This is a genomic window from Labilibaculum sp., from assembly GCF_041595635.1.
In the GTDB taxonomy this organism is placed as follows: Bacteria; Bacteroidota; Bacteroidia; order Bacteroidales; family Marinifilaceae; genus Labilibaculum.
Genome location: NZ_JBFHJW010000013.1, coordinates 1 through 23,781, shown reverse-complemented (window position 1 = coordinate 23,781; position 23,781 = coordinate 1). Strand labels below are relative to the sequence as shown.

The 23,781-nt window shown below is 36.2% G+C and carries 9 protein-coding genes; 5 read left to right on the top strand and 4 right to left on the bottom strand.

All coding sequences use genetic code 11. The features are described from left to right. Positions 1 to 122 precede the first annotated feature (122 nt). On the top strand, positions 123 to 1,760 hold the full coding sequence (locus ABYT26_RS05790) for an ABC-F family ATP-binding cassette domain-containing protein (RefSeq protein WP_372751945.1): 1,638 nt from the start codon (positions 123 to 125) through the stop codon (positions 1,758 to 1,760). A 92-nt stretch (positions 1,761 to 1,852) separates the two neighbouring features. Here the strand turns inward: ABYT26_RS05790 and ABYT26_RS05785 are convergent, their stop codons facing one another. Both ABYT26_RS05785 and ABYT26_RS05780 read right to left on the bottom strand, forming a co-directional pair. Then, the gene (locus ABYT26_RS05785) at positions 1,853 to 2,395 is read right to left on the bottom strand and encodes a glutathione peroxidase (RefSeq protein WP_372751944.1); all 543 of its coding nucleotides are present in this window, start codon (positions 2,393 to 2,395) and stop codon (positions 1,853 to 1,855) included. Positions 2,396 to 2,685: 290 nt separating this feature from the next. Then, entirely contained in the window at positions 2,686 to 3,525 is an 840-nt protein-coding gene (locus ABYT26_RS05780; protein WP_372751943.1) for a S1 RNA-binding domain-containing protein, read from the bottom strand. 617 nt (positions 3,526 to 4,142) lie between these two features. Between ABYT26_RS05780 and ABYT26_RS05775 the strand changes: the two genes are divergently transcribed. Beyond that, the gene (locus ABYT26_RS05775; protein WP_372751942.1) at positions 4,143 to 7,583 is read left to right on the top strand and encodes a hypothetical protein; all 3,441 of its coding nucleotides are present in this window, start codon (positions 4,143 to 4,145) and stop codon (positions 7,581 to 7,583) included. Positions 7,584 to 8,015: 432 nt separating this feature from the next. Continuing rightward, positions 8,016 to 10,436, top strand: a complete 2,421-nt coding sequence (locus ABYT26_RS05770; RefSeq protein WP_372751941.1) for a PAS domain S-box protein — start codon at positions 8,016 to 8,018, stop codon at positions 10,434 to 10,436. Between the two features lie 107 nt (positions 10,437 to 10,543). Here the strand turns inward: ABYT26_RS05770 and ABYT26_RS05765 are convergent, their stop codons facing one another. Continuing rightward, positions 10,544 to 18,610: a PKD domain-containing protein gene (locus ABYT26_RS05765; protein WP_372751940.1), complete on the bottom strand. Its 8,067-nt coding sequence runs from the start codon at positions 18,608 to 18,610 to the stop codon at positions 10,544 to 10,546. Positions 18,611 to 18,921: 311 nt separating this feature from the next. Between ABYT26_RS05765 and ABYT26_RS05760 the strand changes: the two genes are divergently transcribed. Together ABYT26_RS05760 and ABYT26_RS05755 are read left to right on the top strand one after the other, a co-directional pair. Then, positions 18,922 to 19,974 (top strand): PorP/SprF family type IX secretion system membrane protein, encoded by a 1,053-nt coding sequence (locus ABYT26_RS05760; RefSeq protein WP_372751939.1) that lies wholly within the window; start codon positions 18,922 to 18,924, stop codon positions 19,972 to 19,974. Positions 19,975 to 20,148: 174 nt separating this feature from the next. After that, on the top strand, positions 20,149 to 21,570 hold the full coding sequence (locus tag ABYT26_RS05755) for a hypothetical protein (protein WP_372751938.1): 1,422 nt from the start codon (positions 20,149 to 20,151) through the stop codon (positions 21,568 to 21,570). 69 nt (positions 21,571 to 21,639) lie between these two features. On the opposite strand, the gene ABYT26_RS05750 is transcribed toward ABYT26_RS05755, so the two are convergent. Beyond that, a partial coding sequence (locus ABYT26_RS05750; protein WP_372751937.1) for an alpha-amylase family glycosyl hydrolase occupies positions 21,640 to 23,781 on the bottom strand: 2,142 nt, incomplete at its 5' end.

Below are 23,781 nucleotides of genomic sequence, written 5' to 3'. Positions count from 1 at the left end.
TATAATTTATATTATTTCTTAAAAATTATGGAAGCTATTCTTTACGAAGATAAAAAATGCCGACTCACTAATTTTAGATTTACTGAAAGTGATTATCTTTGCGATTCATTAAAAAAAACAAAATGATTAGTGTAGATGCTTTAGCAGTAGAATTTGGAGGAACCACTTTGTTTAAAGACATATCCTTTGTAATCAACGAAAAGGATAGAATTGCCTTGATGGGAAAGAATGGAGCTGGAAAATCCACTCTTATGAAAATTATTTCTGGCTTTGAAAAAGCTTCTCGAGGAAGAGTTTCAAGTCCAAAAGATAAGGTGATTGCCTACTTGCCACAGCATTTAATCACCGATAATACACGTAGCGTTTTTGATGAAACGGCTCAGGCTTTTGCATCCATATTCGAAATGGAGAAGCAAATTGAGGAATTGAATCAGCAATTAGCGACAAGAACCGATTTTGAATCGGAGAGTTACTATAAATTAATCGAAGATGTTACTTCTATCAGTGAAAAATACTATTCCATAGAAGAAATTAATTACGATTCGGAGGTTGAAAAAACATTGATTGGGCTTGGGTTCGAAAGAGAAGATTTTACCCGACCAACCAGTGAATTTAGTGGTGGATGGAGAATGAGAATTGAATTGGCTAAAATTATTCTAAAAAAACCAGATCTTATTTTGCTGGATGAGCCAACTAACCATTTGGATATTGAATCGATTCAGTGGTTGGAAGATTTTTTGATTAATTCGGGCAAAGCAGTAATGGTTATTTCTCATGATAGGGCTTTTGTTGATAATATTACCTCGCGAACCATTGAGATTACAATGGGAAGAATTTATGATTACAAAGCCAGCTATTCGGAATATTTAGAACTGAGAAAAGATCGAAGAGTTCATCAACAAAAAGCTTTTGATGAGCAACAGAAGATGATCGCCGATAATCAGGCTTTTATTGATAGATTTAAAGGGACTTACTCTAAAACATTGGCGGTTCAATCGCGAGTGAAAATGCTTGAAAAACTTGAGCGAGTAGAAGTCGATGAGGAAGATTCCTCGGCCTTGCGTTTGAAATTTCCTCCTTCTCCACGATCGGGAAACTATCCGGTTATTATGGAAGATGTTGAAAAAACCTATGGAGATCATGTTGTTTTTTCGAATGTGAATCTCACTATCGAAAGAGGAGAGAAACTTGCTTTTGTAGGAAGAAATGGAGAAGGAAAATCAACTTTGGTAAAAGCCATCATGCAGGAAATTGAGCATGATGGGAACCTGACACTCGGACACAATACCATGATTGGTTATTTTGCACAAAATCAGGCTTCCTTGATGGATGATAATCTAACCGTTTTTCAAACCATTGATGATGTTGCCAAGGGAGATGTGCGTACCAAAATTAAAGACATATTGGGTGCTTTCATGTTTGGAGGCGATAATTCTACCAAGAAGGTGAAAGTACTTTCGGGAGGAGAGAAAACACGATTGGCCATGATTAAATTGTTATTGGAGCCAGTGAATTTATTGATTCTCGATGAGCCAACCAATCATTTGGACATGAAAACCAAAGACATTCTTAAAACAGCTTTGCAAGAATTCGACGGAACTTTAATTTTGGTTTCTCACGATCGTGATTTTCTGGATGGTTTAGCCGAGAAGGTGTATGAATTTGGGAATAAGAAAGTGAAGGAGCATTTAGGAGATATCTACTCTTTCTTAAAAAAGAAGAAAATGGATAATTTGCAAGAAATAGAACGCAAAAACTAGATCTAAGCATGAAGAAAAAGAGAGGCTGATACGCAAGTATCAGCCTCTCTTTTTGAAAATGTATGTTTACGAAAAGAAATTTAGCTTCAGGTTCATTCGGTCTCCAACCAGGAAATTACTTTCTCGCAATTGGGTTTTTCCTTGGGCGAAAGAACATCAACCAGTTTTCCATTTTCATCGATTAAGTATTTTTGAAAGTTCCATTTGACCTTAGAATCCATTACGGTATTTTTCGATTTTTTGGTTAACCATGTGTAAATAGGATGAATATCCTTTCCTTTAACCGATATTTTCGACATCATAGGGAAAGTAACACCATAGTTTTTCGTGCAAAACTCCTTAATTTTTTCATTGCTTCCTGGTTCCTGAAACATGAAATTGTTGGCCGGGAATCCTACAATAACAAAATTTTTATCTTGATATTGCTTGTATAGAGCTTCGAGTAACTCATACTGAGGGGTTAATCCACACTTTGATGCCGTGTTGACTACCATGATTTTTTTTCCTTTTAAATCTGCAAAATGAAAATCTGTATCATCAATCGATTTTACGGTAAATTGATAAATACTTTCTTGTGCTGAGCTTAGCATAGCACAAGAAAGTAGCAGAACGATTACTGTTACTAGTTTTTTCATAGGCTGTTGTTAGAATGTGAATGATCAACAATTTAAATCTTTTTTTGTTCCCAAACAAGATTAAAACGGTTCCTATGGTTGAATGCGAAAGCTTGTTCTGTAAGCTGCACTTGTAAATTTACTATTTCAATTGGCTTGACGTTTTTCAAATCTCTTAAAATAATAAATCAATTGCTGCATATTCCCCATGGTTCAATATTCTCATTGTAATTTAGCATATAAAAAGAGCAACCATTAGGCTGCTCTTTTTTAGTGTATTGATATAAAAGTTTCTTTATAATTATGCGATATTACTTTTTCACCAAGTAGATTCCTGTATCTTCAATGGTAATTAGTTTTTGTTTGTAGAGAAGTCCTACTGCTTTTTTAAAGTTTTTTTTGCTCATATTTAGCAGATTGTAAATATCATCAGGTGAGCTTTTGTCGTTTATTGGTAGAAAACCGTCTTCCTTTTTTAGGCGTGTAAGAAGTTGTTCTCCTGCCTCAGGAATTTTATTTACATAGCCTTGTTTTTGTAGGCTAACGTCGATTTTTCCGTCGGGGCGGATTTTCTTAATATAGGCCTTACGCACATCTCCACCTCTAACAGGTTCAAAAATTTCATTCTGATAAAGCATGCCAAGAGCATCGTTACTAATAAGTACCTGATAGCCCAAGTCATTTCTTCGGCCAATTAGAATTTCTACTTCATCACCTTCGGCATAAGTAGTTTCTACATCTCTAAGAACATTTTCAATTTTAGCGGTTCCTACGATTCTACCCGAAGCATTATCTAGATATACGAATATTAAATAGGAGTAACCAACCTGCATGTTGTCTTTTTGTTCACTAAAAGGAACCAATAAATCTTTGGCGATTCCCCAATCTAAAAAGGCACCTATATTATTTACCGTTTTTACCTTCATGTAAGCAAATTCGCCTACTGTAGCATGAGGAGTAAGAGTTGTCGCAATAATTCTATTTTCGGAATCGCGGTAGATAAAAACCTTAATCGTGTCATCTAATTGTGTTTTAGGAGGTACATATCGGGTTGGTAAAAGAATTAATTCTTCATTTTCTCCTTCTAAATACACTCCAAAATCTACTATTTTAGCAACTTTTAAGTTTGCAAACTCACCAACTATACTCACAATATGATATTTTATTACTTTATCTGTTTTGATTGACAAATAATTACAGATTAAAGTGTGGTTTTTACTGTCTAATTTTTAACAGTGTAAATGTAAGCATCTTTTGTGGAATATTTATTGAATGATTTAAATCATGATTTTCTGTTTCTGGGGTTTTCAATGTGATTCGAAATGATTGTATAATTTCTTTAACTCACCAACTAGCGACATGTTATACAGCATGTTTTGTGATTTGTTGAATTTTATCTGGGTACTAATGCACATTAAATACTAAACAGTAAACTTTATCGGTTAAATATGCTCTGCTTTACAAGCCATTGCACCGCGAGGTCTGATTTTAGTCGTTTTTTGTTATTCTCTAAGTAAGAGAATTGATTTTTCGTTATCGATTGCATATTGAAATAGGTATTATTAAAGAAAAAAATCATTAATAATTTTGGGTGTAAACACCCATAAAATCGGATACTGTACAACATGCGGCTAATATTACAGAAATATTTCTCCAATAAAAAAATGTTTTTATTTTTGATGTAGAATTAAATCATATTAGTTCTATTCCAAATTTAAAACAACTCTCTCGAGTAATATTTAGAGATAATAATTTAATAAGTCAGGGTATGAAAAAAAGGAAATTATTAGTTAGAGATCTTACTTTAAGAGATGGCCAACAGTCTCTTTTTGCTACAAGAATGCCACAGGCAGAAATCGAAAAAGTATTGCATCTATATAAAAAAGCCAACTTTTACGCAATGGAAGTTTGGGGTGGAGCAGTTCCTGATTCTGTTATGCGTTACTTAAATGAAGATCCTTGGTATCGTTTAGAATCGATCAAAAAAGAAATAGGCAATGTTTCCAAACTTACCGCCTTATCTCGTGGTCGTAATCTTTTCGGATATAGTCCATATCCTGAATCAGTAATTAAAAACTTCAATACTCAGGCTGTTAAGTCTGGTTTGGGTATCATGCGTATTTTCGATTGTTTAAATGATATCGAAAACATGAAGTCTACCATTAAGTATGTGAAAGAAGCTGGTGGTATGGCCGATTGTGCCGTTTGTTTTACTGTAGACTCTAAATTTCCTACTAAAAAAGAAGATTTGGATAGATTGACCGTAAAGAATCTTCCCGATCAGATTTTTGATATTGAATATTTTGTGAACATGGCTAAGAAGCTGGAAGCTTTAGGTGCCGATATGATTTCACTAAAAGATATGGCCGGATTGGCATCGCCTTCATTTGCGGGGCAAATCATTAGCCGCTTTAAAAAAGAATTAAACATTCCTGTAGATTTTCATTCGCATTCTACTCCAGGATATGGTTTAGCTTCAGCTCTTACTGCTATTATTAATGGCGTTGATATCATCGATACCAACATCATGAACTTTGCTGGAGGATCAGCCGCTCCAGCTTACGAATTAATCTATATTTTCTGTCAGAAATTAGGCATTGAATTAGATGGCGATGCGAAAACAGTTGTGGAAATCAACAAAATTTTGAAAGAAATTCGTACGAATGCTTTGGCTGACGTTGATAGCTATAAGCAATTTCCTATCGAATTTGATATTACAAAAGATAAATTGCCTGCAAATATCGAGCAATTATTCGATGATGCAATTAAGCATGCAAAAGCCGATAAGGAAGAAGAATTACTTGTTGCATGTCACGCAATTGAAGCATATTTTAATTTTCCAGCTCCGAACCAAATGGTTAAGGATGCGGAAATTCCTGGAGGTATGTATACAAACATGCTTAACCAGTTGAAAGCTTTAGGTTTGGAAACCCTGCTTGAGAGAGTGTTGGAGGTGGTACCAGTGGTACGTTTGGATGCTGGTTGTCCGCCATTGGTTACCCCTTCTTCTCAAATTGTTGGTGTACAGGCTGTAAACTGTGTAATTGATGAGAATTCAGGTCGTCCTTTCTATACCAACGTATCGAATCAATTTTTTAATTTGGTAAAAGGTGAGTATGGAACAACACCCATTGATATTGCTCCTGAATTCCGTAAAAAAATTACTGGTAAAGCTGAAAAAATTGATTACGACGTAGATGCTTATGTATCTCCAGAAAATCCAATATTGCCACAATATGGAAATGTGAAATTAGCTAAGGATGATAAAGAATTTATGTTGTTAGAACTTTTCCCATTAGTTGCCAAAGGTTACCTAGAAGGGAAACGTAAAGATGAATTCGAAGCTAAAAGAGAAGTGAATCGTAAGAAAATTGCTAAAGAAAGAGCTGCTATTAAACGAACAGGTAAATTAAAGATTCGTGATCTTACCCTTCGTGATGGTCAGCAATCCTTATTTGCAACTCGTGTTCCTCAAGCTGAAATTGAAAAAGTGCTTCCTTTGTATAAGGACGCTAACTTTTATGCAATGGAAGTATGGGGTGGAGCAATTCCTGATTCGGTAATGCGTTACTTAAACGAGGATCCATGGCACCGTTTGGAGTCAATTAAAGAAGTTATTGGTGATGTTTCTTATCTAACAGCTCTATCTCGAGGTAGAAATTTGTTTGGATATTCTCCATATCCAGAAAGAGTAATTGAAGGTTTCAACAAAAATGCAGTGAAATCTGGTTTGGGTATCATGCGTATCTTCGACTGTTTGAATGATGTAAACAACATGGAAACTACCATCAAATATATGAAAGAAGCTGGTGGTATTGCAGACTGTGCGGTTTGTTATACTGTTGATCCTAAATTCACTAGAAAACAACGTTGGAAAGCATTACTATCAGGAAAGAAATTGCCTAAGAAAATTTTTGATGTAGATTATTTCTTGAACAAAGCAAAACAAATGGAAGCTTTGGGAGCTGATATGATTACCGTGAAAGATATGGCTGGATTAATTCCTCCATCCTTGTCAGGTAATATTGTTAGAAGAATGAAAAACGAATTGAATGTACCTGTTGATTTTCATACTCACTGTACTCCAGGTTACGGACTAGGTGCTGTACTAATGGCGATTGTTAATGGTGTTGATATTGTAGATACAAATATCTTGAATTTTGCAGGTGGACCAGCTGCTCCAGCATTCGAAATTATTCAAATTTTTGCTGATAAGTTAGGCTTAGACACAGGTGTAAATTTAGATGCAGTTGTCAAAATTAATGCCGAATTAAAGGGTATACGTAACAGAATTGCAGAATTCGATTCTTACAAAATGTTCCCATTAGAATTTGATATAACAGCTGATTATCTTCCAAAGGATATCGATGCCTTATTCGATAAGGCAATTGAACTTGCTAAAGCGGATAAGGAAGAAGAATTACTTGAGGTATGTAACTCCATCGATAAATTCTTTAATTTCCCGGCTCCGAACGAACAAGTGAAAGCTGCTGAGATTCCAGGTGGTATGTATACCAACATGTTGGCTCAGTTAAAGGGATTAGGATTAGAGGATTTATTGCCAACAGTACTTACAAAAGTACCAGAAGTACGTGTGGCTGCAGGTTGTCCTCCTTTGGTGACTCCTTCATCACAAATTATTGGTGTGCAGGCAGTAAATTATGTTTTAGATGTGAATAGCGGTAAAGCTCCATACACAAACGTAAACAACCAATTCTTCAACCTTGTAAAAGGCGAGTATGGCGAAACGCCAATCGATATCGATCCTGAGTATCGTCAGAAGATTTGTGGTCAGCGTGAGGCTACTCCTTTTGATGTTAGCAAATACAAATCACCAGAGAATCCTATTTTGGAAGAGTTTGGTGGTGTTAAACTTGCTGAAAATGAGAAAGAAATGTTGTTGTTGGAATTGTTCCCAACTGTTGCAGGTCCTTTCTTAAAGAACAGAAAAGCCAATGCTTACTATGCTGTAGTAGAAGCTGAAGAAGCTGAGAAACAAAGAATAGAAGAAGAGAAAAAAGCGGCTTACAAAGCAATTCCTGCTGAAGAGAAACATGCAATGCTTCTTAGAGGATTGTACAGTTTAGCTGGAACTTCGAAAGAGGCTTCTGGTGAAATAACTCAGCCAGAAGAAAAAGAGTCTCGTTTAGATATTAAAACAAAAGAAATGCTGACTAGGATGAAGCCTAAAAGCAAATTGGTAGGATAAAGTTTTCTCTTTAATATACGCAAGCTTAAAAAGTGCTTCTCTTCGGAGTGGCGCTTTTTTTATTACTTAATTGATTGTATGTAAGGTAGGCAATAGGATGATGATTTGTTCCCAAACCAGTTATGTGATTACATAGAAAACTGATTTACCATTTTAATACCAATAGGGAGCTCTTGTTTGTTATGATATTTATAATTCTGTTGTAAGTATCTTTACAACTAATATTCTTACTTTTTGAGTTGTTTCGTCTCTTGGTGTTAAGGACAAGATAGTCTCAAAAAATATTATTTTTGTAGGTGGAAGTTTGTTTTTAGTATGGTCGTTCATGTTTGTTGTATCTTTTTTTAGCTAAAGGGATATGTGAAATGCATGCGATTAAAAATATTATAATTTAGAAAGATGGAGGACTTTAGGGTAATACGATCATTTATATTGGAATTATTATATAAAGGGGAGTCTGAGACTAGTATCTTAAATGAAATTGTAAAACAGGCTCAGGAAAATGTTGCAGATTCTATTTGCTCTATATTGTGTGTAGATGGAAAAGGAAAGAGTTTATTGATGGAAATGGCTCCAGACTTACCTGACTTTTTTAGTAAAGCAATAAATAATACTCCAATTAAATATGGATTTGGTTCATGTGGCACTGCTGCCTTTACTGGAGAAAGAGTGGTGGTTGAAGATATATTTTCTCATCCATTTTGGAAAGAAAGCAAACGTCTTGCTCAAAAAGCGGATCTCAGATCTTGTTGGTCCGAACCCATTAAGGACGCTTCGGGTAAAGTGTTAGGAACTTTTGCCATTTACCATCATAAACCAACTTCTCCGAATTCAAAAGAGCTAAAAATAATTTCTGAATTGGCCGAAATAACCGCAATTGTTCTTGATCGTTATAAAATTAGTAAGCAATTAGAGGAAAGTGAAAGTAAGTACAAGATACTGGCAGATGCAAGTAACGAGGCTATTTTTATTCTTGATGGGGATAAAATTGTTGAGGTGAATAAGCGTGTAGAAAGTATGATGGGCTATTCAGAATTGGAATTGTCAGATAGGTCAATTTTTCATTTTATAGATAAAAAATACTGGGTTACTTCTCTGCAGACAGAAGCTAGAGATTTTCGACAACGGATTAAAGCAATTGCTGTAAGCAAGGAGGGAGCTTTTTTAGATGTAGTAGTTCGAATCAAAAATTCTATTTTTAAAGGAAAAGAAGTTTGTTTGATATCAGTTAGAGATGTTACCAACTATAAAAATGTTAAAACACAACTGTTAAAATTATCACAGGCAGTACTTCAGAGTCCTGCTTCAATAATGATTACCGATTGTGAAGGGTGCATAGAATTTGTTAATCCTCAGTTTATTAAATTAACTGGATTTACTTTGAACGAAGTAAAAGGAAAAAATCCGCGATTTTTGAGTGCAAAGGGAATGTTAACCCCTGATTCGCAGGAATTATGGGATACCATTAAATCAGGAAAAGAATGGAGAGGTGTATTTCAGAATAAGAAGAAAAATGGAGAACTGTTTTTTGAGCATGCAATTGTTTCCCCAATCAAGGATAATGATGGTCAGATTATAAATTTTATCGCCGTTAAGGAAGACATTACAGAGCGCAAAAGACAAGAACAAATACAAAAGATCATATTAAATGTTTCAAATGCCGTTTTTTCTAAAAGTACCCTGTTTGAATTTATTCAATATATCAGACAAGAATTATCGGTGATTATTGATACCACAAACTTTTTTGTGGCCCTATATGACCAGGATACGGAAATATTTAGCCTACCTTTTCATGATGATGAATATGATAAGTTTGATAAATTTCCGAAAGGCAAAACTCTTTCGGGCTGGGTAGTAGATCATGAAAAGCCTCTTTTAGGAACCGTAGATAAATTAAAAGAATTGGAAGAAGCTGGAGAGATTGTCTTGCGCGGAGAACCTTCAAAAATATGGCTTGGAATGCCTTTAAGAGGAAAAGAAAAAGTAATTGGTGTTTTGGTTATTCAAAGTTACGAGAATGAAAATGCTGTTACTAAAGAAGATAGCGACATGTTGGAATTGGTTTCTCACCAAATAAGTATTTCTATTGAGCAAAAAAGAACAGAGCAGGAATTGCAGAAAGCCTTATGTGATGCAACAGAATCGGATCGATTGAAGTCTGTGTTTTTGGCCACTATGTCGCACGAATTGCGAACCCCTTTGAATGCAGTTATTGGTTTTTCTGAACTGGTAGACGATGAAACACCTATCGACTTGGCCATTGAATATTGCAAAATGATTAATCAGAGTGGTCATAACTTACTAAATATTGTTGAGGACCTGTTCGACATTAGTCTTATTCAGTCGGGTGCAATTAAAATGAAGTACGAAGATTGTTTCCTACCGAGTTTGTTTTATGAAATTCTACCGGTGATAGAGGTTGAACGAAAAGAACTTGGAAAAGAACAGTTGGAGTTGAAATTGAGTATTCCTGGTAGTCTGGAAAATTTTGAGTGGAAAACTGATTCAAATCGACTCAAACAAATTTTTCTTAATCTTCTTAAAAATGCATTAAAATTTACCGAAAGTGGTAGCATAGAATTTGGAGTGAAAAGTTGCAATCCAGATTCAAGTAAAGAGCTTGAGTTTTTTGTGAAAGATACTGGGATAGGAATTTCTCAAAAAATGGGGGAAAGTATTTTTGATTTGTTTCGGCAGGCCAGTGAGACAATGTCTCGTAAATACGAAGGGGTTGGTATTGGTTTATCAATATCAAAGAGTTTAACAGAAATGCTGGGCGGTCGTATTTGGTTTGAGTCAAAACTTAACGAAGGCACTACATTTTACTTTACCCACCCTTTGAGTAAAAAATAAAAGCAGATTGCTTACCAAGAGGCAATTTAATTTGTGTGTAAAAAAAATGGAGAATTAAATAGATGTCTATTTCAATTCTCCATAATATTATTCTCAAGTAGTGTTAATTATTGAATGAGAGTTACAGAACCTTCGCGGTAATTTTTTCCATTAATTTCCATTCCTTGCCAAGTAGCACCATTGGTAAATACAGCTCTTATTTTCCAAATATAAACTCCTTGTGGCATAGCTTCACCATTTTTGGTTCCATCCCAACCTTCAGCAGGTCTTCCGTCCTCAATTTTCTCCGATTCCCAAATTGAATTTCCCCAATTGTCCATAATTTTAACATGGTATGTAAATAATCCAATTCCTTTGGGCAGAAATAAAGCTACTTCCTCATCTGGATTTCCAGGGTTAAAAGCATTAGGAACAAATAGTCCACTCATTAGATCCACTTCCACTTTTTTCTCAATGGAATCTTTACAGGAATATGCTGATTCGGTATACAGGGTGACATAAAAATCACCATTGTTAGTATATTGATGAATCGGACTTTTTTCAGAGGAGGTAGAAAAATCATCAAAATCCCATTTGTAAGTATACCACTGTTCTGTTATCCAATCTTCATCTATTTCGCTACTTAAATCAGTAAATTGAATGGTTCCGTTATTTGGAGCTGTGCTTCCCTCTTCAATTTCGATTCCTTCTGGTACGGTATTGATATTTTCCCAAGAAAAATCAGCATAAGGAATAGGATAAACCTGAATGGCATTTTCTATATAAATACTATCGGCACAATTTCCTTCTCCTACGCTTTTCAGGAATAAATCATACTGCCCGTAATCTGAAAACATATGACTTGCAGTACTCCCTTCGGTTGAAAACCCATCGCTAAATTCCCAGTAAGAGGTGATAGAATTTTCGGATATATCTTCGAATTCAATTACATCTCCCTCGCAACTTGTTGTGGATAGAATTTCATAAGCAGGGGTTGGAGTTTCATAGATCGAAATTTCTTGAGAGCAGGAATCGGAACAAAGAAATTTATTTTCGGCTTTTAAAGAGATTGTATAGTCTCCGTAATCAGTAAAAATTTCATTGTCTGGATCGGTTTGATCGCTTATGGTTCCATTTCCAAAATTCCAGGTGTATGAATTTAACTCTTTATTTTCAGTAATATTACTTACTTCTATTGTAGCAGGTGTTGAGCATTCAATGTTATTGCCAAGTTCAAAAGCTGGCTCGGGCAGAGGGTGAACACTTATTTCTGCACTAATGCTGTCGGAGCAACCGGCTTCCGATTCTACAATTAAAGATATTTCATAATCATCCGATGCGAATGTGTGCTCTGGGTTTTCAGTAGAACTTTGAGCTCCATCATCAAAATCCCATTGATAATAATTGGCATCTGTCGATTCGTTGGTGAAACTTACCACTAAAGGTTCGCAACCTTCGTTCGTCGAAAGTTCAAATTTTGCAAGGGGACTTTTGTCGATTGAAATTTCTTTGCTGGCTGTTTTTTCACATCCATTTTCTATTGATGTAGCAGATAATTGAATGGTGTAAGTTTCGGCGCTTGCATATTCATGATCGATTTGTGTTCCTGTATAGCTGGTGCCATCTCCTAAATCCCAGGTGAAATTGGTAAATTCGCTTTGTATTTCGTCTGAGACTGAAAAACTCACCGATTCAGATTCGCACAGTTTGGTGTAGCTGATGTTAAAGTCAATTTCAGGAGCTGATATTACTGTAATTTGTGTTGTAGTATAGTCGGTAGCACAAGTGTCGTGAACTGTTAGTTCTACCTCAAAAACTCCAGCTTCTTCGAATGTATGGTAAACAGTTTCTCCTGTTGTATCCCTAATGTCTACAATATCATCTTCAAAAATCCAGTCTGATTCTAAATAGTCACCCGCACCAGTCGATAAATTTTCGAAAGCAACAGTAAGAGGAGCGCAACCTGATGTTTCGTCTGCTTTCATTACCGCTACTGCAGTATTCGGAAACACAGTTATGTCGTGTCTTGTTGATTGATCTCCACATTCGTTAGTTGCGGTAAGAGTGATTGTAAATATGGTTTTAATATCGTTAGAAACAAAGGTATGCTCAAAAGGGCGTTCAATATCAGGTGTTTCATACTCATAGGTTGTGCCATCTCCAAAATCGAACGAATAGCTATTGGGTAAGCCTGTTGTCTGATTGTAGATGCTACGCACTACAGGAGAACAGCCATAAGATGTAGGAAGAATCTCAAATTCAGGTACAGGTAATGGTTTAACGGTTACAATATCAGAATAAGTTGATTTTCCAGCTTTATTTTCGATGGTAAGGTTTACCGTATAAGTGGTATCGCTGAGTGTTCCTGGAGCAAAAACAATAGGGTCAACGTTTTCCTCAGTAGAAGTGATTCCATTTCCAAAATCCCAATAGTAGCTAAGAAATTTTCCAGTCGAAGTATTCGTAAATTCTACCGTTAAGGGACCACAGCCATCGGCAGTTTTTGTGAAACTCGCCTTAGGTAGTCCTATTACTTCAATGGTAGAACTGTTTTGAGATACACAGCCATAGCTCGATTCTCCTTCAAGTGTAACAGTATAAACACCTGAATTAGTATAGCTATGATTTGGATTTTTTTCGGTAGAAGAACTGGAATCCCCAAAATCCCAATTGTAGCTGACAGCATTGGAGCTCTCGTTTGTAAATTCGGTAGCCACATTTACTCCTGCATACTCTTCATGTGTGAATGCTATTGTTGGAAGTGCATGTATGCTTACTGTTTTGCTTGTTGTGGCAGTACATCCTTTTTCGTTTGTAACAGTTAAAGATACTGAATAATCGTCTACATTCGCAAATTCGTGACTAGGATTCTGATCTGTTGAAGTGTCACCATCTCCAAAATCCCAAGACCATGAATTAATGGAATAATCTCCATTATCACTCATGTCTTCAAAGTCAACCAGATTATCAATACAAGTTGTACCGGTACTAAAATCAGCACTTGGAGTTGGTATAATGTTTAACTCCATTTCGTCTTCTATGGTTTCACAATTGGAGTATCCTTCTGCTGTTAGGGTAATATGAATGATGCCTGTTTCATTATCAGCAGGGATATATTTAGGGGTTAGCGTGTTGCTGTTTTGTAAGGATCCTTCTCCGTCTGTCTCCCAGATATATGAACTTACATTTTCTATTGAAGTTCCAGTTGGGTTTTCATCGCTTTTTGCTTGTATGATATAGCTTCCATCTTCTTGGCAAATTTCATCATCATTACCTGCAGAAATAGAAGGGGCTTCAACAAAACTTAATTTAAGTGCATCTGTTGCATTCATTGAACAAGGGGTAAGTCCTTGTACGGTGACGGTGAGTTGCACGCTTGTGCTTTCGTAATCGGCATCACTAGGAAAGTAAGTAGGGTGTAAAGCAGTAGTATCGCTAAAGCTTCCTGTACCGTCAGTGGTCCAACTGATTTCGGAAAATGAACTCGCAACACTACCTGTTAATTCATAGGTTTTGTTAAAACAGATGTTCGCATCATCTCCTGCAGATACTTTTGGAATCGCAACAATTTGCAAAGACATAATATCGGAATTAGAATCACAAGATCCATCTCCTTTTCCGGTTAATTGCAATTGTATGGTTCCCGTTTTATCGGTTGTAGGGGTGTAAATGGCATGCAAAAGATTTTCATCATCGAAGCTTCCTCCTGCTAAACTAGTCCAAGTTTGGGAGTTGGTGTTTTCTGTGCTGGCATTTGCCAATTCATAGGTGTCGTTTTGGCAGATTTTATCATCGTCACCAGCGTTTACTATTGGAGCGGGAGTAATTTCCAATGTCATTACATCTTCAGCATAGCTATCGCATGGTGGGTTAATGGCATAAGCTCTTATGGTGATATCAACTTCTTTATTTGATTTATCGGTATCGCCGGGAACATAGGTAACATTTAAACCATCCTGATCGCTAAAAAATCCATCTCCAGAAGTACTGTACTCAATGCTCGACCACGATTCAGCATTAATTTGTCCCTCTTCGTCTCCTACATTCATTTCATAAGTTGTATTGGAACAAACTTCAGCATCATCACCCGCATCAATTGCAGGATGAGGAATAATGGATAAAGTTGTGCTTTCAGTAATATCATTGCAATAGGTATTCCCTCTAGCGGTAAGACTTATTGTAATATCACCTGTTTCGCCTTCTGCCGTTTGATAAGTAGGAGTAAGACCATCGGTATCTGATAAATTACCTGTTCCAGTGGTTGTCCATGTATAACCATCGTCGTTACTAACACTGGCATTTAGTGTGATTTCACTGTCTTCGCAAATGTTACTATCATCATCAATTTCTACAACTGGAGCAGAAGTAATATTCAATTGTATTTGGTCTTCGATATACGAGCAAGCTCCCTCACCGTAAGCAACTAAAGTAAGGGTGTATTTGCCTGTATCATTTGCTCCAGGATAATAGGTAGCGTTAAATGTGTCCGCATTTATAAAATATCCTGATGTTGACGAGCTTTTCCATTCTAATGAAGAATAGTTTGTAGCATTTGCACCAGTGAGTTCTAGTTTATTTCCCTGACAAATATTCTGGTCTTCTCCGGCCTCAACTGTTGGTGCGGGAGTGATTGATATTGTTACATCATCAGTAGCTTCTTTATCGCAAGGAGATTCTGGTTGAGCTGTTAAAGTCAATGTTACTGATCCATTTGCAATGTCATTTGCTCCTGGTGTGTAGATGGCATTGATTTTAGTATCATCATTAAAAGTACCATCTGCATCAGCATCTTTGGTCCATTTAACTGATGAGGCAGTTGTAACACTTGCTCCTGTATCCTCAGCCGAAAGGTTGTATGTTCCATTGGAACAAACTTCGCCATCGGCACCTGCATCGGCTGTTACTTTTGCAATTAGAGTAATTTCTAGGGCATCGGAAACCGATTCGCAGGAACCCGTAGATGTTGCTGTAAGGGTTAATGTGTAATTTCCAGTTTCAGAGTTAAGGGGTTGATAGCTTGTGCTTAGATCATTATTGGGTGAAAAAGTGCCCTTGCCAGATGTGGACCATAGTATCTCTAATATATCTGCAGGATTTTCAGATGTTCCACTGATAGTTATTTCTTTGCCTTGGCAGCTTGTAATATTATCACCAGCTTCTACATCTGGAGGAGTGGTGAAAGTCAAGGTCATCTCATCGGTAGCAACATCTGAGCAGGGACTATCTGTTTCTGGTGTTGCTGTAAGTTTTAGTACTACAGATCCATTTGTTAAATCTGCCTCCGAAGGAGTGTAGGTGGCATTTAAACTCGTTGCATTGGTAAGGTCTCCTGTTCCATTGTCAGTAGTCCATAACAGACTTTCGTAGTAACTAGCTTGAGCCATATCTGCATCACTTCCTGTTTGAATTGTGTAGCTAGCATTTGTTGTACACATATCAGCGTCGGCACCAGCATTTGCTGTTGCATTTTTTTGGATTGTAATCGTTTTTGTGTCTGATACGGTTGAGCAGACAGCATCGCCTTTTGCAGTGAGTTGCAAGACAACGGAACCATTGTCTATATCATCACTTCCAGGAGTATATGTGGTAGAAAGGCTTTCGTCATTACCAAAAGTTCCATTTCCTTCTTCTAAGATTGTCCATTTGTATGTAGTACCAGTCGATTCTCCAGAAAGGCTAATTGTTTCATTTTCGCAAATAGTGATGTCTTCACCAGCATCAACTGTGGGTAATTCTTTTACTGCAAGTTCAATTACATCCGAGATGTTGTCGCACGATGTATTGGCAATTGCAGTTACAGTAAGAGTAATGGAGCCGCTGTAGTCTACTGGTGGTGTATAAGTTGGATTTTCGACAGTAGTTGAAGAAAAACTTCCTCCGTTTACACTAGACGACCATACTATAGATTTTTCATTTTCAACAGTTACCTCTGAAATTATGAAGTCTGTGTTTTCGCAAGTTGTTGCACTTGCTGAACTAATGCTGATACTTGGCGCAGGGGTGATGTTAATTGTTTTACTAGCAGAAACAGAACTACAGTCTCCATTTCCTGTGGCCGTTAGTATTAGCGTTATTGTTGATTTAGTTTTATCATCGTCACTTAAATAATAGGTAGGAGTAAGGATTCCGTTCTCGGTAAAACTACCAGTTCCAGTCCCATCTGCAGTTCCATCTCCGTCTACATCTGTATTACTTGTCCAGTTAACAGCAGAATAGTGTTCTGCACTAACATCTGTAATTTCAAACGAAGCAGTATTGCTACATATAGTCATTTCGTCACCAGTTTCAATAACTGGTTTGGCTATTATTGTAATTTCTTTCTCAAAAGAATTGCTACAGCCATCGCTTGATGTAACTGTTAGTTTGTTTGTATAAGAACCTGCGTTTGTAAAAATGTGGGTAGGGTTTTGTACACTTTCTGTATTTCCATCACCAAATAGCCAACTGTAGGTTTTCATACCATCGGGTAGTGCAGTATAATCTATTTCTACATCTTCACAGGTTTCGTCTACACTAGTAATTTCAGCGGTAGGAATTTCGTAGATTTCAAATACTAATTTATCAACAAGAGACCATCCACAACTGTTGTGAGCTTCTAAGCTGATACTTGATGCTCCAGTTTGGTCGAAAGTTATTTCTCCAGGTACTTGGCTTGATGAGGTAGTAGTTATTCCATTATTTATGAATGTCCATAAATACTCATCTATTACATTTCCCTCAATACCGAACGTTTCCTCGCCATTATCGGTAAAGTCTGCGGTAGGGCTAAAAGTATATGTTCCGCAGTAGCCGCCATTACTGAGATCCGACAGACTGTTGATTTCTACAATAGGTACATCAGAAACTTTCACTATATATTCATATTGTTCAGTTCCACAAAGAGAAGTTTTTTCAAGATAAACAGTATGCTGTCCAGCCTCACTAAATTTGATTTTAGGATTTTGACTTGTTGAGCTGGTTCCCTCTACAAATTCATAAGATTCAGCCGAAGATGACCAAAGGTATGTGGTTTCCTGTATGGCTTCCAGTTCGGGATCTTCTATTGTTGTAAAACTCACGGTTTCATCATCGGCCAAGCAATAGGCGGTGGGAGTGTAGGTGGTAGTGTTTGTATTTTCGTAGATGGTAATTAATCCGGTAGTTTCTATCGTTGTATCTTCAGTGGTACTACAAGTGTTTTCTAAGTAAAAAGATATTGTATAGGTCCCGGTTTTTAAAAATACGATAGAAATATCTCCAGTTTCATCTGCACTTCCCGATGAAAATTCGTAATCAATTCCTAAATCGGCATCTCCAATTTCTATTCCGTCCTCATATTTTGTTACGATCCATCCATGGTCATCTGTTTCTTCACATTTACTGCCTTGAAGTCCATAATCGGATGTATTTGTAAACTCAAACTCTGTGTTGTTAATACAACCAGTATGGGTTGAATCTATTGATTCTTTTTCATTTCCGACTTTTAGGCTTAAGTCAATACTTGTAGGCTGGGAAACTTTTATTTTAGTAATTGCTGTACCATTCTCCGATAATTCATTGCTTCCTATCTCGATATAGGGTGTCATTGTTACAGAAAAATGAGTACGATCACCTTCCTCACTACAAGACCCTATGTTGTAAGTATGACTAATTTTTCCATCATTGTCTTTAGCTTCTTCTTGTGTCCAGTCAATATATTCTTTGGTATCATCGAAATACCACTCATATGAAGTTGTAGATGGGTTATCTTCATAATCACTAATTTGAAAGGTGTATTCTTGTCCGATACATCCCTCATTTCCTTCAAGTTTGGTTAATGTAATACTTGGTACAGTGTTATATACAATATATTCGTAAGAATAGCTTTCGTCTGAATAAATGATTGTAATTAGTAAGGTGAATTGTCCTTCGCTGTCATAGGTGTGATCAAGAGGAAATTGATCAGTTGTAACAGTTTCTGTTGATGAGTCATCTCCCCAATCAATTGTATATTCAGATATATCATTACTAATCGTATCATCGGTGAAATTTTCTAAAGTAAAGTCAAATTCAAGATTTGTAGCACTGAAATCCCAATGGTAAAAATAGCCATCTTCATCACCAAAATCACAGGTGGGAGGATCGCCAGCAAAAACTTGATAGGGGATAAATAGTACCAGAGCAATCAGTATTTTTTTAATGATGCTTTTAGATTTAACAAGGTAAAAATTAGCCATTTATATTTGTTTAGATTTTTTTTGCGATTAGTTGTGTGTCTTCTAAGGATGATATTGTAGAATTGTCCTCATAAGAGATGATTGTTTTCTTGAAACTGTTTCAATTTTTAATCATGAAAAATTAGTTTTTAATGGATAAAAATAAGCTTTTCATCAGTAAAAACATTAGTTTTTTGTCTATTTTATAACATATTTTTTGTTAAAATTGCACTTGTTTGCTAAAGTGATGTGTAGTACTTTAATTTTTAATAAATCATCACATTTTAGCGGGATGGTTTTTTTGTTATTATGTTGTTTTAAAACTGTTTAGATTGCGATTTTTACCTAGGTTTTTATTCTGTTTTCTGATTTTGTTCTCTGTAAGTAATGTTTCAGCTCAGGAATACAAGTTTTCTTTATTCGATCAAAATCGTACTTATTATAATCCAGCTTTTGCAGGTATGGAAAGAGGATTGGTTCATTCAAATTTTATTTACAGAAGACAATGGCTTAATTTCCCGGGAGAGTTTAGTACGAAACATTGCAATGCCGATTGGAAAGGTTATAGCTCCAGTGGTTTTGGTGTTTTTATGATTTCTGATGTTGAGGGTGAATCTTTACTTACAACGAATTCTTTTGGAGGCCAATATTCATGGCGTGGGCGAATTGATAAATATTCCGATACCTTTTTTCAGTTAGGGCTATCTGCAAGTTATAATGAGAAGAAAATTAATACAAGTAAACTCACATTTAGTGATCAGTTGGATGAGATTTATGGTGATATCTACGGAACTAGTTTTGTAGTCGATCAAGATACCAGAAATTACATAGATTTCTCAGTTGGAGCGCTGGTTCATTTTCGAAATGGTGGCATATTTGGAAATACCATGACTCACATAATCGGATTTGCATTGCACCACTTTACGCGCCCAAATATTTCCTTTCAAGGGCAAACGGAAAGAGTTCCTATGAAGTTTACTTTACATGCCCAAAGCAAGTATACAACTAAAGTTTATAGTTTAAATCGTCAGAATAAGTTTAGTATAAACCCATGGCTTTTGTATCAGAAAAGCGGAGAGAGTATTACAAGTAGTACAGCTGCTAATAATTTGTATGTTGGAGTTGATTTTGATTCAGATCCTCTGCTTATTGGATTTGCCTATAAAAGTCATTTACAGCAAGGGAGTAGTTCCAATTCGAATTCCTTATCTTTTAAATTTGGGACAACTATTTACACACAAAATGAATATGTGGTTTATAGAGCTTTTTATGCCTATGATTTAGGCATTAATAATTATACCAAATATACTCGCAACTCTCATGAAATTGGTATTTCTGCGAATATATCTTTTAAGAAACGATACAAATGCATTAACCGTTTTTAAATAGGTCGAACATTTTGGAATGTAAAGAGTATGGAAACTGATCAAAAATAAATCCCTTGTTTGAATAAGCAAAAATTATTTGTCAAACTTCGGTTACATGATGAGGAAAAAAAGCGATTAATGTTGTAAATTAAGAAGACGAAATCTTTTTTATTCAGCTTTAAACTTATCGTTATGACCATGCAAAAATACATCCGCAATTTCGCCAGGTGTTTTTTGTTGCTTGTCTTCGTTTCTTTTTGCGTTTTCGTGAGTAAAAGTCAGCAACAAAAAAAACTTAAACCTGAGAAAATAAATCGGCTCGATTCTCTGGAAAATCAAGCTATCCAAAATCAAATTCCATTGGGTTTGTTTGCTTATAATAAATGGGTTGACCTGAATGAGAATGATCTTGTAGAGAGCAATGAATTCTTTGGCTTAGGCAAAAAATCTTTTTCCAAAGGAGAGGCAATTAGTGCTTCCTTACATGATCCAAATCTCCGCGATGGAGTCAATCTAAAATTGAGGATATGGGATACTAGTGGCAATTTAATTCGTACTCTTAAACGGACTTATACTTCAACACCTTTGTTCTCTTATTCGGGATTCGATTCTTTTCTTCCTGTAGGGGATTATATTCTTACAATTAATCCGGAAGAATCTGTTACTACCTTTCAAATTCGTTTTTCTTTAAAAGAACCTAATGGGGACAGTTTTGCCTCCATTCGTAAAAAGCTACTTCCCGAAAATCTGTACATTTTTAAACAATGGATGGATGAGGATGGAGATATGAAAATGGATAGTACCGAAGTGGTGGGTTTAAATCAGAATGAATACGTTTTAGGTAATGTGGATTTTGAGTTGTGTTTGAATCTGCCTTTTAACCAAGAAGCAGTTGTTTATCAGATATGGGATGGTAAACATCAGTTGATGAGCATGAATATTTCTAAATTAGATAGTTTGCAGCATTACAGCATGAAGGTTGATAGTTTAAATGGAGGAAATGAATTTTTGAGAGTATTATGTGATGCTTCGGCAGGCGATTACTTCATAACTGCATCCTTGTCTGATAAAGAATTGAAACAGTATAAATTGTTGGTACAGCTTGTGGATACCACTGAGCAAATAAAGCCTGAAATTTTACTTGCTGAGGTAGATACAAGCCAATTGGATTCCGTGCCTGTTCTTACGGAGAATAGTATTCCAGAAGTGCCTAAAGTGAAATTAGCTGTGATGGAACAGGTGGATAATTTAGCTCCTGATTTCACAAAAGGGCAAGAGGGATTTTTCGTTTTTACTGGTTTTATCGATTCGAATGAAAACAATATGCAGGAGAGAAATGAGTTTATGGGAACAGCTCAAAACAATTACAATTCTGAATCTGAAAATATATTTGTTCAATTTCATTTAGGAAAATTTTATAACAATGAACTAAGCTTGCAAATTTTGAATGAGAATAATGAGATGCTCCGTCAGCAGACGGGTTATTACTCCGAATACCCTTTCGTTTTTAAAGTTTCTATGCCCGATGAACCTTTGCCTGCTGGCAATTACAAATTAGTATTAAAAGTTGGTGATTTTGAAGTGAATTATAGTCTGGAAATAGCTATTAAATAGGAAAAATCCCGCTTCAGGAAAAACCTAAAAGCGGGATGTTAATTCATTTAACCAATAAGAAAATATTATCTACTGTTTAATTATTTTTTTACTAATTGTAGATCCATCTTCCAGTTCAAATACTAAAATGTAAATTCCAGAGGAAATTCCGTTCAAATCTAAATTTTTCGATTCATCCTCAATATTTATCTCAGAAATTATCTGGCCTGAAAAATTGGTGATCTTTAGTGTTTTTACTTCTTCTAAATTTTGAAGGTACAGGATGTCACGAACAGGATTGGGATACATCTGTATTTCTTCTTCATCAGCCAAATCATCAATTCCTGTAGAGTAGGCGATTTCTTCGCTGTATTGGCTGTAAACAGTAGTTCCTTGTAATGCTTCGCCAGTTTGTGTGAGAGGAGTAACCGAGAAACGAACGAAACTTGCTCTATCGGCTCTTACTAATGTGTAAGTGAGGTTATTTGCTCCCGAAATACTTACTTCGTTTGTTCCGCTCGCATTTTCCGCTCTGTGCCACTGATATATTGAATTGTATTCTGCATCATTTTCAGAATCAGAGTAATCGTAGGAAGCCGTTAGGGTTTCATCTTCTTGAAAAATACCACTTATTGAAACATTTGTGGCTATAGGGGCATTAACAATGGAAATAATTGCATCGGTGTAATCGCTGTAAACAGTATTTCCAACTAGTAGCTCTCCTGTTAAAGCTATGGGTGTAACCGAAAAGCGAATGTATTTGTATCGATCATCGGCGCCAAGTGTATAGCTTAAATCTGTGGCTCCCGAAATAGCTTCTTCGTTTGTTCCGTTTGCATCATCAGCACGGTACCATTGATAAGTCGAGTTACCTTCTAAATCATCATTACTATCAGAGTAATTGTACGAAGCTGTTAGTGTTTCATCCTCTTGGGATGTTCCGGTAATTAAAACATTCGAGGCTAGTGGTGCCGAAGTAATATCTGGAGTTGTGAGTTGTTTGTTGGTATAAATATGATATTCACCTGCTTCTAAGTCGATTAAGGCATTTACATCAGTAATGGTGAGTTCTTCGCCACTAAAGTAATCGTACCATGTTCCTGTTTCACTAAAATTAGGATCGATTTCACCTGCTTCTACATCAAAGTTACCTATGATACGAACATCCATATCATCATCGTTAATTTCTATTCTTTTTAGAAAAGAACTCGTGTTTAGGGTAAAATCTTCTGATTCGAAAGCGGCTTGTTCCTTTTTAATTTCAATTAAAGATGAGAATACATCGAATAGTCTTTTACGGTTTGCATTGTCGTAATATTCCCAAAGAACAGGCTTTTCTCCAACTCTGTCGTTGTAGTCGATAGAAATATCGTAACCCAGCTCTTCAAATTGCCAAAGCATTTTTGGGCCGGGGATCGTTATGAAAAAAGCTGCTGCAGCTTCTATTCTCGAAAGAGCCGTATTTAAATCAGTAACATCATAATCTCCCGATGAATTTCCGTATTCAAGATTTTTATACATGAGTCGTTCCTCATCGTGACTTTCCATATAATTTACAACATTGGGAAGATCCCAACCTCGGTTTTTCCACGAAGTCCAGCTCAGATCTGAGCTATATCCCATGGTCGCCTCATTATAGCTACTATTGGCATTTCCCCAGAGTAGAATTCCATAATTAGCCAATTCGGTTTCTTCATCATTATCCGAAAGATGCTCGAAAATGACTACAGCATCGCTGTTGCGTTCCCAAATCTCGTCGCTCATTCGTTTAAGAATAGCAATTCTATCGGCATCGTAATCGCTACCCCAGGAATCTTCGTCGTAAATGGTATTCGAAAATCCTTTGGTGAAATCGAATCGGAAACCATCAATGTGGTATTCGCTCATCCAATAGGAATTGATGCTGTCAACTAAATTTTGGGTTTGTTCACTTTCGTGATTAAAATCGTAACCCCATTGGGCATCTGGATTTTGAAAATTAGATTCTTCGTTATACCATGGATTGCTAGATGTTGGATTTGTTCCATCAAAATACATCCGTAAAAAGGGGGATTGACCATAGGAATGATTCAAAACCATATCCATAAAAACAGCAATTCCACGACTGTGGCATTCATCTACAAAATCTTTATAATCTGTTTTTGTTCCATATGCTTTATCAGGAGCAAAATAGAAGGATGGGTTGTATCCCCAGGAACTATTTCCTTCAAATTCGTTAAATGGCATTAGTTC